This is a genomic window from Enterobacter cloacae complex sp. HYC042_NIDB (assembly GCF_056673315.1).
On the sequence record NZ_CP109650.1, the window covers coordinates 2,798,931 to 2,813,176 of the forward strand.

General features: G+C 54.3%; 12 protein-coding genes. 10 read left to right on the top strand and 2 right to left on the bottom strand.

The genetic code is table 11. From position 1 onward, the window contains the following. Positions 1–19: 19 nt before the first annotated feature. The 6 genes from sapA (at position 20) to OKF39_RS13500 (ending at position 6,376) form a co-directional block, all read left to right on the top strand. Positions 20–1,660 carry an ABC transporter substrate-binding protein SapA gene (gene sapA, locus OKF39_RS13475; RefSeq protein ID WP_028013381.1) on the top strand — a complete coding sequence of 547 codons (1,641 nt, stop codon included), beginning with the start codon at positions 20–22 and terminating at the stop codon, positions 1,658–1,660. After that, positions 1,657–2,622, top strand: coding sequence for a putrescine export ABC transporter permease SapB (gene sapB, locus OKF39_RS13480; protein ID WP_041909670.1), 966 nt, complete (start codon positions 1,657–1,659; stop codon positions 2,620–2,622). The genes sapA and sapB overlap by 4 nt, the downstream gene beginning before the upstream one ends. Continuing rightward, the gene (gene sapC / locus OKF39_RS13485; RefSeq protein WP_479983043.1) at positions 2,609–3,499 is read left to right on the top strand and encodes a putrescine export ABC transporter permease SapC; all 891 of its coding nucleotides are present in this window, start codon (positions 2,609–2,611) and stop codon (positions 3,497–3,499) included. The genes sapB and sapC overlap by 14 nt, the downstream gene beginning before the upstream one ends. After that, positions 3,499–4,491, top strand: coding sequence for a putrescine export ABC transporter ATP-binding protein SapD (gene sapD, locus OKF39_RS13490; protein WP_028013384.1), 993 nt, complete (start codon positions 3,499–3,501; stop codon positions 4,489–4,491). The genes sapC and sapD overlap by 1 nt, the downstream gene beginning before the upstream one ends. 1 nt (position 4,492) lies before the next feature. Continuing rightward, positions 4,493–5,299 carry a putrescine export ABC transporter ATP-binding protein SapF gene (gene sapF / locus OKF39_RS13495; protein ID WP_028013385.1) on the top strand — a complete coding sequence of 269 codons (807 nt, stop codon included), beginning with the start codon at positions 4,493–4,495 and terminating at the stop codon, positions 5,297–5,299. A gap of 162 nt (positions 5,300–5,461) precedes the next feature. Continuing rightward, the gene (locus tag OKF39_RS13500; protein ID WP_047368691.1) at positions 5,462–6,376 is read left to right on the top strand and encodes an ATP-grasp fold amidoligase family protein; all 915 of its coding nucleotides are present in this window, start codon (positions 5,462–5,464) and stop codon (positions 6,374–6,376) included. A 14-nt stretch (positions 6,377–6,390) separates the two neighbouring features. Here the strand turns inward: OKF39_RS13500 and OKF39_RS13505 are convergent, their stop codons facing one another. After that, entirely contained in the window at positions 6,391–7,455 is a 1,065-nt protein-coding gene (locus OKF39_RS13505; protein WP_048959144.1) for an ATP-binding protein, read from the bottom strand. Beyond that, the gene (locus OKF39_RS13510) at positions 7,452–8,156 is read right to left on the bottom strand and encodes a response regulator (protein ID WP_028013388.1); all 705 of its coding nucleotides are present in this window, start codon (positions 8,154–8,156) and stop codon (positions 7,452–7,454) included. Before OKF39_RS13510 ends, OKF39_RS13505 begins: the two co-directional genes overlap by 4 nt. A gap of 265 nt (positions 8,157–8,421) precedes the next feature. Between OKF39_RS13510 and crrC the strand changes: the two genes are divergently transcribed. The 4 genes from crrC to OKF39_RS13530 all read left to right on the top strand — a co-directional run bounded on the left by crrC (position 8,422) and on the right by OKF39_RS13530 (position 14,246). Continuing rightward, positions 8,422–8,814 carry a colistin resistant protein CrrC gene (gene crrC, locus OKF39_RS13515; RefSeq protein WP_080472180.1) on the top strand — a complete coding sequence of 131 codons (393 nt, stop codon included), beginning with the start codon at positions 8,422–8,424 and terminating at the stop codon, positions 8,812–8,814. 136 nt (positions 8,815–8,950) lie between these two features. Beyond that, positions 8,951–12,046 (top strand): multidrug efflux RND transporter permease subunit, encoded by a 3,096-nt coding sequence (locus OKF39_RS13520; RefSeq protein WP_479983044.1) that lies wholly within the window; start codon positions 8,951–8,953, stop codon positions 12,044–12,046. Between the two features lie 270 nt (positions 12,047–12,316). Further along, positions 12,317–13,105 (top strand): enoyl-ACP reductase FabI, encoded by a 789-nt coding sequence (gene fabI / locus OKF39_RS13525; protein WP_003856831.1) that lies wholly within the window; start codon positions 12,317–12,319, stop codon positions 13,103–13,105. A 154-nt stretch (positions 13,106–13,259) separates the two neighbouring features. After that, complete coding sequence (locus tag OKF39_RS13530; RefSeq protein ID WP_479983045.1) at positions 13,260–14,246, top strand: CMD domain-containing protein; 987 nt, start codon at positions 13,260–13,262, stop codon at positions 14,244–14,246.

Consider the following 14,246-nt stretch of genomic DNA (forward strand, 5'->3'; position numbering starts at 1 on the left):
CCTAAAAACCTTAAAAATTATGCGTCTGGTTTTATCGTCCTTTTTTGCACTCGGTCTGTTCAGCGGCCTGGCGTTTGCTGCGCCCGGGCAGTCTACGCAGCCTGACATTCGTGACAGCGGCTTCGTCTATTGCGTAAGTGGCCAGGTGGACACCTTCAACCCGCAAAAAGCGGGCAGCGGCCTGATTGTGGATACGCTCGCCGCGCAGCTTTACGACCGTCTGCTTGATGTCGACCCGTACACCTATCGCCTGGTGCCTGAACTTGCGGAAAGCTGGGAAGTCCTGGATAACGGTGCAACCTACCGTTTTCGCCTGCGCGATGATGTCGCGTTTCAGCGTACGCCGTGGTTTACCCCTACGCGCAAGCTGAACGCGGATGACGTGGTCTTCACCTTCCAGCGTATCTTTAACCGTAACCACCCGTGGCATAACGTTAACGGGGATAATTTCCCCTATTTCGACAGCCTACAGTTTGCCGACACCGTTAAAAGCGTGCGCAAGCTGGACAGCCGGACGGTTGAATTTACGCTGACGCGCCCGGATGCCTCCTTCCTCTGGCACCTGGCGACCCACTATGCGTCCGTTATGTCCGCCGAATACGCGGCGAAGCTGACGAAAAAAGATCGTCAGGAGCTGCTCGACCGCCAGCCGGTCGGTACTGGTCCATTCCAGTTGGCCGAATACCGCGCGGGGCAATATATTCGCCTGCAGCGCCACGAACATTTCTGGCGCGGTACGCCGCTGATGCCGCAGGTGGTGGTCGATCTCGGGTCTGGCGGAACGGGACGGCTCTCGAAACTGCTCACCGGGGAATGCGACGTGCTCGCCTGGCCCGCTGCCAGCCAGCTCACCATTTTGCGCGACGATCCGCGTCTGCGTCTGACGTTACGCCCGGGGATGAACATCGCTTATCTGGCCTTTAACACCGATAAGCCGCCGCTGAACAACCCTGCCGTACGTCACGCTCTGGCGCTGGCGATCAACAACCAGCGTCTGATGCAGTCGATTTACTACGGCACGGCGGAAACCGCCGCCTCAATTTTACCGCGCGCCTCGTGGGCCTACGACGGTGAGGCTAAAATTACGGAATACAATCCGGCAAAAGCGCGTGAACAACTGAAAGCGCTGGGCGCGGAAAACCTGACGCTCCAGCTTTGGGTGCCCACCAGCTCCCAGGCGTGGAACCCGAGCCCGCTGAAAACCGCTGAACTGCTGCAGGCGGATATGGCGCAGGTGGGCGTCAAGGTGATCATCGTTCCGGTTGAGGGCCGTTTCCAGGAGGCGCGCCTGATGGATATGAATCACGACCTCACCCTGACAGGCTGGGCTACCGACAGTAACGATCCGGACAGCTTCTTCCGGCCGCTGCTGAGCTGTGCTGCGATAAATTCGCAGACCAACTACGCCCACTGGTGTAACCGGGAGTTCGACGCCGTGCTGCAAAAAGCGCTCTCTTCCCAACAGCTGGCTTCGCGCATTGACGCTTACGATGAAGCGCAAAAGATACTCGCTCAGGAACTGCCCGTGCTTCCGCTGGCCTCTTCCCTGCGCCTTCAGGCCTACCGCTATGATATTAAAGGCCTGGTGCTGAGCCCGTTCGGCAACGCCTCGTTCGCCGGCGTATCGCGTGAAAAAGAACAAGAGGTGAAAAAACCATGATTATTTTTACCTTGCGTCGGCTCCTTTTACTGCTGGTGACGCTCTTTTTCCTGAACTTTGTCGGCTTCAGCCTGAGCTATTTCACGCCGCACGCCCCGCTACAGGGCTCATCGCTGTGGGATGCCTGGCTGTTCTGGTTTAACGGTCTGCTGCACTGGGATTTCGGCGTGTCGAGCATCAACGGGCAGCTTATCTCCGAGCAGCTGAAGGAGGTGTTCCCGGCCACGATGGAGCTGTGCATTCTGGCCTTCGGCTTTGCCCTGATGGTAGGTATTCCCGTGGGCATGCTGGCCGGGATCTACCGCAACAAATGGCAGGATAAGTTTATCAGCGCCCTTGCCCTGCTCGGCTTCTCTATCCCGGTATTCTGGCTGGCGCTGCTGCTGACGCTGTTCTTCTCGCTGACGATGGGTTGGCTACCGGTCTCTGGCCGTTTTGACCTGCTCTATACGGTTAAAACGGTAACGGGTTTTGCCATCATTGACGCCTGGCTGTCCGATTCCGTCTGGCGCCATGAGATGATCGTCAGCGCCCTGCGTCATATGGTACTGCCGGTGCTGACGCTGGCGGTTGCGCCGACAACCGAGGTGATCCGCCTGATGCGCCTGAGCACCATCGAGGTGTTTGAGCAGAACTATGTCAAAGCTGCCGCCACGCGCGGATTGTCGCGCCTGACCATATTGCGCCGCAACGTCCTGCACAACGCTCTGCCGCCGGTAATTCCGCGCCTGGGGCTGCAGTTTTCCACCATGCTTACGCTGGCCATGATCACCGAGATGGTCTTTAGCTGGCCCGGGCTGGGACGCTGGCTGATTAACGCCATCCGTCAGCAGGATTATGCTGCTATCTCAGCGGGTGTGATGGTGATTGGTTCGCTGGTCATTATTGTTAACGTGTTGTCCGATATTTTGGGTGCGATGGCTAACCCATTGAAGCATAAGGAATGGTATGCCTTACGATAACGTTTACAGTGAAAAGCGCACGCCCGGTGCGCTGCGTACCGTGTGGCGAAAGTTCTATGATGACACCACGGCAATGATCGGCCTTTATGGCTGCGCCGGTCTGGTATTGCTTTGCCTCTTTGGTTCGTGGTTTGCGCCTTATGGCATTGATCAGCAGTTCCTTGGCTATCAGCTGCTACCGCCTTCCTGGTCACGCTACGGCGAAGTCTCATTCTTCCTCGGCACTGACGATCTCGGACGCGACGTATTGAGCCGTCTGTTAAGCGGGGCTGCCCCGACGGTGGGCGGCGCGTTTGTCGTGACGCTCGCGGCGACGCTCTGTGGACTGGCGCTCGGTATTTTCGCGGGCTCCACGCATGGCCTGCGCTCGGCGGTGCTGAACCACATTCTGGACACGCTGCTGTCGATTCCGTCTCTGCTGCTGGCAATCATTGTGGTTGCCTTTGCCGGTCCGCATCTGTCGCATGCCATGTTCGCCGTCTGGCTGGCTATCCTCCCCCGCATCGTGCGTTCGGTTTACAGCATGGTGCATGACGAGCTGGAAAAAGAGTATGTCGTTGCGGCCCGTCTGGACGGCGCGACGACCTTCAATATTCTGTGGTTTGCCGTTCTGCCAAACATCGCCGCCGGGCTGGTCACCGAGATCACCCGCGCGCTGTCGATGGCGATTCTGGACATCGCTGCGCTCGGGTTCCTCGACCTCGGCGCGCAGCTGCCGTCTCCTGAATGGGGTGCAATGCTCGGTGACGCGCTGGAATTGATCTACGTGGCGCCGTGGACGGTTATGCTGCCGGGGGCGGCGATTATGGTAAGCGTGTTGCTGATCAACCTGCTGGGCGATGGTATTCGCCGTGCAATTAACGCGGGGGTGCAATAATGCCGCTTCTTGATATTCGCAACCTCACCATTGAATTCAAAACCGGTGAAGGCTGGGTTAAAGCCGTCGATCGCATCAGCATTACTCTCGCCGAGGGCGAGATTCGCGGGCTGGTGGGTGAATCTGGTTCGGGAAAAAGCCTGATCGCCAAAGCGATCTGCGGCGTGGCGAAAGACAACTGGCGCGTGACCGCCGACCGCATGCGGTTCGACGATATAGACCTGCTGCGCCTCTCTCCGCGCGAGCGTCGCAAGCTGGTCGGCCATAACGTCTCGATGATTTTCCAGGAGCCACAGTCCTGCCTCGATCCGTCCGAGCGCGTAGGCAAACAGCTGATGCAGAACATTCCCGGCTGGACCTATAAAGGCCGCTGGTGGCAGCGTTTCGGCTGGCGCAAGCGCCGCGCCATTGAGCTATTACACCGCGTCGGGATCAAAGACCATAAAGACGCGATGCGCAGCTTCCCGTATGAGCTGACCGACGGTGAATGCCAGAAGGTGATGATTGCCATCGCCCTGGCTAATCAGCCGCGTTTGCTGATTGCGGATGAACCCACCAACGCGATGGAGCCGACCACCCAGGCACAAATTTTCCGCCTGCTGTCGCGCCTGAACCAGAACAATAACACCACCATTTTGCTGATCAGCCATGACCTGCAAATGCTCAGCAAATGGGCGGATAAAATTGACGTGATGTACTGCGGGCAAACGGTCGAAACTGCCCCGAGTGAGGAGCTGATCGCCGCGCCGCACCATCCATATACGCAGGCGCTTATCCGCGCCATTCCTGATTTTGGCAGCGCCATGCCGCACAAGAGCCGTCTGAATACCCTACCCGGAGCGATTCCGCTGCTGGAATCGTTGCCGATAGGCTGTCGTCTGGGGCCGCGTTGTCCGTATGCTCAGCGTAAATGTATCGAAACGCCGCGCCTGACCGGCGCCAAAAATCATCTTTACGCCTGTCATTTCCCGCTGAACATGGAGAGAGAGTGAAATGGTCGAAACCTTGCTGGAAGTCCGCAATCTGAGTAAGACCTTTCGCTATCGCACGGGGCTGTTTCATCGTCAGACTGTCGAAGCGGTTAAACCGCTGAGTTTTACCCTGCGTGAAAAACAGACGCTGGCGATCATCGGCGAAAACGGCTCCGGCAAATCCACGCTGGCGAAAATGCTTGCCGGCATGGTCGAGCCCACTGCTGGAGAAGTGTTGATTGACGATCATCCTCTGCAGTTTGGCGATTACTCTTTCCGCAGCCAGCGCATCCGCATGATCTTCCAGGATCCGTCTACCTCACTTAATCCACGCCAGCGCATTTCGCAGATCCTTGATTTCCCTCTGCGTCTGAATACCGAACTGGAGCCAGAGGCGCGCCGCAAGCGTATCTTCGAAACGCTGCGTATGGTTGGGCTGTTACCGGATCACGAAAGCTACTACCCGCATATGCTGGCCCCCGGTCAGAAACAGCGTCTGGGTCTGGCCCGCGCGTTGATTCTGCGCCCGAAAGTGATCGTTGCAGACGAAGCGCTTGCCTCGCTGGATATGTCGATGCGTTCGCAGCTGATTAACCTGATGCTCGAATTACAGGAAAAGCAGGGTATCTCCTACATCTACGTCACCCAGCATCTGGGGATGATGAAGCACATCAGCGATCAGGTAATGGTCATGCACCAGGGGGAAGTCGTCGAGCGCGGCAGCACGGCGGATGTGATGGCCTCCCCGCTTCATGAGCTGACGAAAAGGCTGATTGCCGGGCATTTCGGTGAAGCATTGACCGCCGATGCGTGGAGAAAAGACCGTTAAGCGCGGCGGTAAACACGGATTGCTCCGCTCAAATAAGGATTAAATAGCCTGCGTGCGCTATTTAATCCTTTTATTTTTTTGTCTCCATCCCTGCTCCATATTTTAAGCAATATCCAGCAATAGTTCTTCTCCAGAATAACGGAACATTACGGAGGAGAAGAAATGAACACCACCACATATGTTCTAAAATATACGGAGTATCTCATCAGAAAATGCCGTTCATATTTCATGACGGACCTCAATTTTCACACTGCAAAACTCAAAAAGACATCAGGCATAACCCCTGACATTAAATCACCCACTACGTTGAGTGAAAAAATATGTCATCGCCTGGTCTATGACCATAATAATCTCTACACAATGCTTGCCGATAAACTCGCCGTCCGCGAATACGTTGCGTCCAGAACAACACGAGTAAAAGCGGTGCCTTTGATTGGTGTATACCGCAGGTTTTCGCATATCGATTTTTCAACACTGCCCGATCAATTCGTCCTTAAGTGCAATCATGACAGTGGAAGCACAATAATCTGTACAAACAAAAACCAGTTCAATTACCGGCAGGCCCGAAAAAAGCTCACTCTCGCATTAAAGAAGAATTTGTATTACACCACGCGCGAGTGGCAGTACAAAAATATTACACCCGTTATACTGTGTGAGCCCTATGTCGATCTTTTCAATAATGCGGACAGGAACAGCACGCCGGAAATGCTGAGAATTCACTGTTTTCACGGCGTCGCACACTATGTTGAGGCCGATTTTACGGATGACCTCGGCAGAGAGTTTATCAACGTTTACGACCGACACTGGAATTTACAGCCCTTCCAGATGGAATATCCTAATACGCCGGTCGCGCCCGGCGAGCCGAAATTGTTCCGTGAGGCTCTGCTGGCCTCTCAGGAGCTGGCGAAGGGTCTTGACTACTGCCGCGTTGACCTCATGTTGAAAAGCGATGAAATTTACTTCAGTGAAATAACCTTAAGCCCAAAACGGGGCAAATTGCGAATTACCCCTCTGGAATGGGATACAAAGTTAGGCGATATATGGCAGTTGCCGCTATCGGCGGGCAGGCCAGGCTGACCTGCCGCCAGGGCTCAGGCATCGGGCCAGGTCAGTTTGAACAGGGAGTGGTTTTGCTTCGATAAGGTATACGTTACATCGCCACCATGAGCCAGCATGATGGCTTTTACCACCGATAAGCCTAAACCACATCCTTCAGGATTCACATCTCTGGCACCATTATCCCGCTGGAAGGGTTGAAATAAGAAATCATGAAATTCCCTGGGGATGCCCGGCCCGCCATCCTCAATAAGGATATAATTGCCTTTATCAGAGACGCCATTTTTTACGATGAGTTTCCGCGAAGTTGAATAATGTAATGCGTTGTCAAACAGAACGGCCAGACACTGATTAATGCGCAACGGATCGAACACGCATCGCTGTTCCCTCAACTCTGTTTTAATTACAAACTGATTGTGCTTGAACTCGGGCATGAAAGTATCAAGCGCATCCTGGATTGTGCCTTTGAGGTCCGTTCTGGATTTATACAGCGTATAACCCGCCCCGCCGTCAGAGCTGATCACCCGAAGATCTTCAATCAAACGGGTTAACCCCTCAGTCTGCTTGAGAAGATTATTAAAAAGCAGCGGATCCGGCTCAAAAACGCCGTCAACCAGCCCCTGAAGCCGCCCGCGTAAAATCGTGACCGGGGTTCTCAGCTCATGGGCAATCGCGGCGTTCCAGGATTTCCTCTGAATATCCAGCGTCTGGAGTTTTTCCGCCATTTCATTGAAATCCGTGACCAGATGATTGACCTCTCCCAGACGGGAGCTGGCGCAATAAGCACGGGCATCCAGCTGGCCCTGAGAAATTTTTCTCAGGCTGGACGCTACCGCATTTAACGGGGTGAGTATTCGTGAAGAAAGTTTTATCGTTAAAAATATCGCGATTATTAGACTGATTGTTGTCGCGGTCCCGATCCACACCCAGTCCCACATCGTCATTTGCTCGTCATCGCCCTCAACGGCACCGCCGGGGAGGTGATCGAGAATAAAAGAGTAAAAAAACCAGGAGCCCAGTACCGCAATGGCAATGATCATAAACGTCAGCAGCAGCATATACGTTAAGATCTGCCGACTCAGGACAGAATCTCTGTTCATTTTTTCTCCCCGAGTCGATAGCCCATCCCCCTGATGCTCTCAGGGACGCCATAAAGGCCTGCAAGCTCCAGCTTTTTACGCAGCTTGCTCATATGGCTGTCTACCGTTCTGTCGAGCGTATCGCCTTCAGGCAGACACGCGTTAAGTAACTCTTCCCGGGAACAGACCTTTCGCGGGTATCTCACCAGGTAAGTAAGAAGTTTAAATTCCGTCGTCGTTAATACTGGGGAGACTACCTCTTCGCCCACGGTGACCTCAACGTAGAAATCGTCCGGGTAGACCGTAATAAAAGGCGTCCTGAGAGGCACGGCACCCGCCTGCTGAAGAGCGGGTCTGGTTCTGCGCAGCACGGCTTCAACCCGCGCGACCACTTCGGAAGGGTTGAAAGGTTTGATGACGTAATCATCCGCGCCAAGCCTAAGCCCCATCAGCTTATCCACGTCCTGATCGAGTGCGGACACCATAATGACGGGCACAGAACTTTCCTGACGGAGCGTCGTGAGTACGCTCCAGCCATCGCATACGGGCAGATGGATATCCAGCAATATAAGATCCGGTTTATGGAGCCGATTAAGCGCTATCGCCTGCTCGCCCTGCCGGGCTCTCAGCGTTTTCATCCCAGAACGCTCTAAGTAACTCATCAGTATATCGGCAATTTCGTTTTCATCTTCAACAACAAGGATTAGAGTATTTTTGTTCATTTTATCTCCGCGGGTGAAATCCCTTTGAGCACGCTATCAGATATCTTTAGCACAATAAGACACAGGCTCCGGGAAAAAGTGCCGTGGCCGCGAAAATTTCCTGAATTAATTTAAGTGCCCGGCAATTTCTCCATACAGCCTACACATTCAGTCAATAAAGACTCGACAATGTCAGTCCACAATAGTTATTCGGAGTTAAACCGTCTTTCGTTTAACGTGGTAAATACCCCTGTCGCTTAAAGGCTTTCTGAATTTGGCTGAGATAATGAACATGGAACTTTCGAAATACTTCTCTCCTAAAAAAATCGGCATATTTTCTCTCTTCCTGCTGCTATCGTGGGGATTACTTTATACCTGGCTGGTATTGATGCATATAATGGATGAGAAAGTCGCCGCAACGCTACTCTCTTCCCCCATGATCTATGGCTGCATTGCCTTGTCGGTTGTCTCTCTGATAATACAAAACAAAGCAGGCGCGTTCACTGAATTACTTCTCATCGCCTTCTGGCTAATGGTGATTTTTGTTTATCTCATTATTACGTTCACTGTGCTGCTGAACGCTACGCCAGATTTTAACGATTTGGTGTTTTACTATGAGTGTTATTTAATTCTCTTTTTTGGCGGTTCACCGTTGTACCTCATCGTGAGAATGATTTAAACAACCGTGTTGTTTCGCTCCACACTCTCTCCATAAACCGCCCATGTCCGCTAAACAGGCGAGTTGTAGACTCTCTATCACACCATCTTGAACAAAATAACTCACTGAAATAGTCACGTATCTGGAAGTTAAATTAATGCCTCATTTCTTTATTGAACGTCCCATTTTCGCCTGGGTCGTGGCGCTTTTTATCGTCCTGGCGGGTGTATTGTCTATCCCCCGGCTGCCGGTTGCGCAGTATCCGGCGGTGGCACCGCCTGGGATTATTATTTCTGTCACCTACCCGGGTGCCAGCCCCGATATTATGAATACGTCGGTGGTGTCGTTACTTGAGCGCGAAATATCTGGCGTCGATAATTTGCTTTACTTCGAATCATCCAGTGACACAACCGGTTCTGCGTCTATTACCGTGACGTTTAAGCCCGGCACGGACATCAAGCTGGCGCAGATGGACCTTCAGAACCAGATTAAAATTGTGGAGCCGCGTTTGCCACAGGCGGTCAGGCAAAATGGCATCAACGTCGAGGCGGCCAATTCCGGTTTTTTAATGATGGTGGGGCTGAAGTCCACAACCGGTAAATTTGAGGAAGCCGATTTAAGCGATTACTTTGCCCGGCATGTCAGCGACGAGCTTCGCCGCGTACCTGGAGTAGGGAAAATTCAGCTGTTTGGTGGCGAAAAAGCGCTGCGCATCTGGCTGGACCCGATGAAGCTTCATAGCTACGGACTTTCGGTGAGCGATGTGCTTACCGCCGTTGGCCAGCAAAATGCCCTGGTTTCGCCCGGCAAAACGGGAGATGAACCGGCATCTGAAGGGCAAGGCGTAACGTATCCGATCACCGTGAAGGGGCAACTCACTTCCGTAGAGGCTTTCAGGAATATTACTCTGAAATCAGAGGCGTCCGGCGCAAGGCTGAAGCTGTCCGACGTCGCGCGCATTGAGTCCGGCCTGCAAAGCTACGCTTTCGGTATCCGCGAAAATGGGGTTCCCGCAACGGCTGCGGCAGTCCAGCTATCGCCTGGCGCCAATGCGATGAGCACGGCTGCAGGCGTACGCGCACGCATCGACGAACTTTCTCAGGTGTTGCCGGAAGGAATGACGTTTACGGTTCCCTTCGATACCGCGCCTTTTGTGAAGCTCTCCATCATGAAGGTGGTGCAGACCTTTGTGGAAGCGATGGTTCTGGTCTTTCTCGTAATGCTGCTATTTCTGCATAAGATACGCTGTACGCTTATCCCGGCGATTGTTGCCCCCGTCGCACTGCTTGGCACCTTCACGGTGATGCTATTGAGTGGATACTCCATCAATATTCTGACCATGTTCGGCATGGTTCTGGCGATAGGGATTATCGTAGATGACGCTATTGTGGTCGTGGAGAACGTCGAGCGCCTGATGGAAGAAAAACAACTCTCTCCGCGCGACGCGACCCGGGAGGCCATGAATGAAATCACGCCGGCAATTATCGGGATCACGCTGGTGCTTACCGCCGTCTTTATTCCCATGGGTTTCGCCGAAGGATCCGTCGGGATTATTTATCGACAATTTTGTATTTCCATGGCGGTCTCCATACTGTTGTCGGCATTTCTTGCCCTCACGCTTACCCCCGCGCTATGCGCGACGCTACTTAAGCCTCACAGCGCAGCAAAGCACGTTGGTGGCAGGTTCGCGGCAGGGTTTAACGCCCGCTTTCGTACCCTCACGACGTGGTACGAATCCGGGCTGGGCTCGGTGCTGAGACGTACCGGGCGTATGCTGCTGTTGTACGTTGCGCTATGTGCTGCCCTATGTTTGGGGCTTTCTTCGCTGCCCTCGTCCTTTCTTCCGGATGAAGATCAGGGCTATTTTATGTCCTCAATTCAGCTGCCTTCCGATGCCACAATGCAGCGCACCCTGAGAGTGGTTAAAAAATTTGAAGAGGAAATTGCGGCCCGGCCGGATATTGAAAGCAACATTATGATTCTGGGATTTGGGTTTTCAGGCTCGGGACCGAATTCGGCCATGGCCTTCACCACGCTGAAGGACTGGAAAGATCGGCAGGGTACGACCGCACAGAATGAAGCCGACCATATACAGGCCAGCATGACTAACGTCTCTGATGCCGTCACGATGAGCCTTCTCCCGCCGGCCATTTCGGATATGGGCACCTCCTCGGGCTTCACCTGGTACGTGCAGGACAGGGCGGGACTGGGCTACGAGGCGTTAAAGAGAGCGGCCGATGCGCTGGTTATGAAAGCTAATCAACGTCCTGAACTGAGTGACGTGTATATAGACGGTCTGCCGGAAGGAACAAGCCTGGCCCTTCAGATTGACCGGGAAAAAGCGGAAGCGCTGGGCGTTTCATTTGATGAAATCAACCAGACGCTCTCGGTCACCATGGGGTCGAACTACGTTAATGATTACACGAACAAGGGCCGCGTTCAGCAGGTCATTATTCAGGCCGACGCCCCTTACCGCATGCAGCCTGAGCAGATCCTGAAATTATCGGTAAAAAACCGTATGGGGCAGATGGTGCCAGTATCTACGTTTGCGACGCTTTCCTGGAACGTTGCGCCGCAGCAGTTGACGCGTTATCAGGGATATTCTGCTATCCGCATTACCGGCAGTGCGGCCCCGGGCAAATCCAGCGGCACTGCAATGAAGGCCATGGAGACGTTGTCACGGGATTTACCGCAGGGGATGGCCGGCGAGTGGGCCGGGAGCTCATTGCAGGAGAGAAAATCCGAATCTCAGCTCCCGGGTCTGATCGTTCTGTCGATACTGGTCGTGTTCATGGTGCTCGCCGCCCTGTATGAGAGCTGGTCAATTCCCTTTGCGGTCATGCTGGTCGTTCCCCTGGGGCTTATCGGTGCGGTGGTTGCCGTCTCCGTTGCGGGCATGACGAATGATGTTTTCTTTAAGGTCGGCCTTATCACCCTGATAGGCCTGTCCGCCAAGAACGCTATTCTGATTGTCGAGTTTGCAAGGCAGCTCCACCGGGAAGGACAACCCCTGCTGGCGGCAACAATACAGGCCGCAAGCCAGCGTCTGCGCCCTATTCTGATGACATCGTTAGCCTTTACGTTAGGCGTGGTGCCACTGATGCTGGCGCGTGGCGCGAGTGACAGCACGCAGCACGCTATCGGCACCGGGGTGTTTGGCGGCATGATCAGCGGCACGCTTCTCGCGATCTTTTTCGTCCCGGTATTCTTTATTGTCGTTGCGCGTTTCGTTGAGAACGCCAGGAAAGTGTGAATACCGCTGATGGATCGCGGAACCTTGCTGGTTGGATGAGGCGAAGCTGCTGCCGGGTGATATACTGGACGAATGCTGAAATTTTGAGCCCCCGCCAGCCCGCGCCTCACCTTTTGGGGCATTCCTCTTCGGAGATCGACGAGAAATATCGTGACACAAGGGGCCGTGAGTGGGCTATAATTTCGAGCTAATTTCGAATGATTTTGAAATACTGCCTGTAACGCTATGAATTACAAGGCAAAATAAGCAATGAATATAAGGATTAAAGCTATGGGTTTTCTTTCCGGTAAGCGCATTCTGGTGACTGGCGTTGCCAGCAAACTGTCCATCGCATACGGCATCGCACAGGCAATGCATCGCGAAGGCGCTGAGCTGGCGTTCACCTACCAGAACGACAAGCTGAAAGGCCGTGTTGAAGAGTTTGCCGCGCAGCTGGGTTCCAGCATTGTTCTGGAATGTGACGTTGCACAAGACGAAAGCATCGACGGCATGTTTGCTGAACTGGCAAAAGCATGGCCGAAATTCGACGGTTTCGTTCACTCCATCGGCTTCGCTCCTGGCGACCAGCTGGACGGCGACTACGTGAACGCGGTAACCCGTGATGGCTTTAAAATCGCGCACGACATCAGCTCCTACAGCTTCGTTGCAATGGCGAAATCTTGCCGCGCAATGCTGAACCCGGGCGCAGCGCTGCTGACCCTGTCCTACCTGGGCGCAGAGCGTGCTATCCCTAACTACAACGTTATGGGCCTGGCGAAAGCATCTCTGGAAGCCAACGTCCGCTACATGGCGAACGCAATGGGTCCAGAAGGCGTGCGCGTTAACGCCATCTCTGCTGGCCCTATCCGCACCCTGGCGGCGTCCGGCATCAAAGATTTCCGTAAAATGCTGGCACACTGCGAAGCGGTTACCCCGATTCGTCGTACCGTTACCATTGAAGATGTGGGTAACTCTGCTGCATTCCTGTGCTCTGACCTTTCCGCAGGTATCTCCGGCGAAGTGGTTCACGTTGACGGCGGCTTCAACATCGCTGCAATGAACGAGCTGGAAATTAAATAAGCTGTGGCTCTCTTCCCGCACGGGAAGAGAGCTTTCCCCCTCCGCACTCCCCTTCGTTATTCCGTTCTGCTATTTGTTATCACCTAACAATATTTTTCCCTTTATCTGCCTTACGCCAGGATATTGATCGCCATTTTGAGATCAAGGAACGCCCATGGAACAACGCCGTTTTTCCGGCAAAGGCCACTGGTATCACGAAACCCAGTCTAACCACGCGCAGCCGGATGTGCTGCCCCTGGTGCCCGAAGCCGCTAACGTCGACGATCGTTTTTTGCTCGATTTAGCCCTGCCAGATGAGATTGTCGCCGCCTGTACCGGCTGGCTTGCTCCTGCCAGATCCTTATGTCACCTGCTGTTCCCGCTCTCACTTCCCGTAAACCGCCTGCGAACGCTTAGCGCCTACGATCGGTTAAGTACCGCGCTGACGGTGGCGCAGGCCTGCGGCGTTCAGCGGCTGTGCAACCACTACGCCGCCCTCCTCGCCCCGCTGCCGGGCCCTGACTCCTCCCGCGAAAGTAACCGACGGCTGGCGCAAATCACGCAGTACGCCCGCCAGCTCGCCAGCTCACCTGACGTCATTGATGATAAGGCGCGAAACCAGCTTGATGAGGTAGGTCTGTCTATCTATGACGTTGTGGTGATTAACCAGATAATCGGCTTTATCGGTTTTCAGGCGCGCGTGGTCGCCGTCTTTCAGGCGCTGCTCGGCCATCCCGTCCGCTGGCTGCCGGGCCATCATATCCAGCCGCACACCCTGCCAATGTCCTCCGACGCGTGGATCTCGCTTCTGCCCGTGGTCGAGCTTCGCTATGCCAGTGCGCATCAGCTTGAGTCCCTCTCCCGCTGGCAGGCAGAGCCCACGCTTGAGGCGCTGACGCCGGTCCTGTGCCATGAACCGACCTTGCTCGACCTGATGGGGGAGATCCTGATAAACAGCCGGGAAACGATTTCGCTGCCTCCTCCGGCGCTTTCGGCAGCAGCCGAATTGCTGACACGCTCGCCGGACCGCTTCAGCGCCGCACAATTTACCCCGCTCACGGAAGAAGGACTTACTGCCGTTCAGGCGATCAACCTGCTCAGCCAATGCGCGCTGGAGGGCTGGCTCAATCGACTAAAAGTCGCATCCGGCAAAGCGGAATAA

Excerpts from the sequence above, each read along its gene's own strand:
- OKF39_RS13530 (WP_479983045.1), top strand. The coding sequence starts at position 13,260 with ATGGAACAACGCCGTTTTTCCGGCAAAGGCCACTGGTATCACGAAACC.
- sapF (WP_028013385.1), top strand. The coding sequence starts at position 4,493 with ATGGTCGAAACCTTGCTGGAAGTCCGCAATCTGAGTAAGACCTTTCGC.
- OKF39_RS13500 (WP_047368691.1), top strand. The coding sequence starts at position 5,462 with ATGAACACCACCACATATGTTCTAAAATATACGGAGTATCTCATCAGA.
- sapB (WP_041909670.1), top strand. The coding sequence starts at position 1,657 with ATGATTATTTTTACCTTGCGTCGGCTCCTTTTACTGCTGGTGACGCTC.
- fabI (WP_003856831.1), top strand. The coding sequence starts at position 12,317 with ATGGGTTTTCTTTCCGGTAAGCGCATTCTGGTGACTGGCGTTGCCAGC.
- sapA (WP_028013381.1), top strand. The coding sequence starts at position 20 with ATGCGTCTGGTTTTATCGTCCTTTTTTGCACTCGGTCTGTTCAGCGGC.
- crrC (WP_080472180.1), top strand. The coding sequence starts at position 8,422 with ATGAACATGGAACTTTCGAAATACTTCTCTCCTAAAAAAATCGGCATA.
- OKF39_RS13505 (WP_048959144.1), bottom strand. The coding sequence starts at position 7,455 with ATGAACAGAGATTCTGTCCTGAGTCGGCAGATCTTAACGTATATGCTG.
- sapD (WP_028013384.1), top strand. The coding sequence starts at position 3,499 with ATGCCGCTTCTTGATATTCGCAACCTCACCATTGAATTCAAAACCGGT.
- sapC (WP_479983043.1), top strand. The coding sequence starts at position 2,609 with ATGCCTTACGATAACGTTTACAGTGAAAAGCGCACGCCCGGTGCGCTG.
- OKF39_RS13520 (WP_479983044.1), top strand. The coding sequence starts at position 8,951 with ATGCCTCATTTCTTTATTGAACGTCCCATTTTCGCCTGGGTCGTGGCG.
- OKF39_RS13510 (WP_028013388.1), bottom strand. The coding sequence starts at position 8,156 with ATGAACAAAAATACTCTAATCCTTGTTGTTGAAGATGAAAACGAAATT.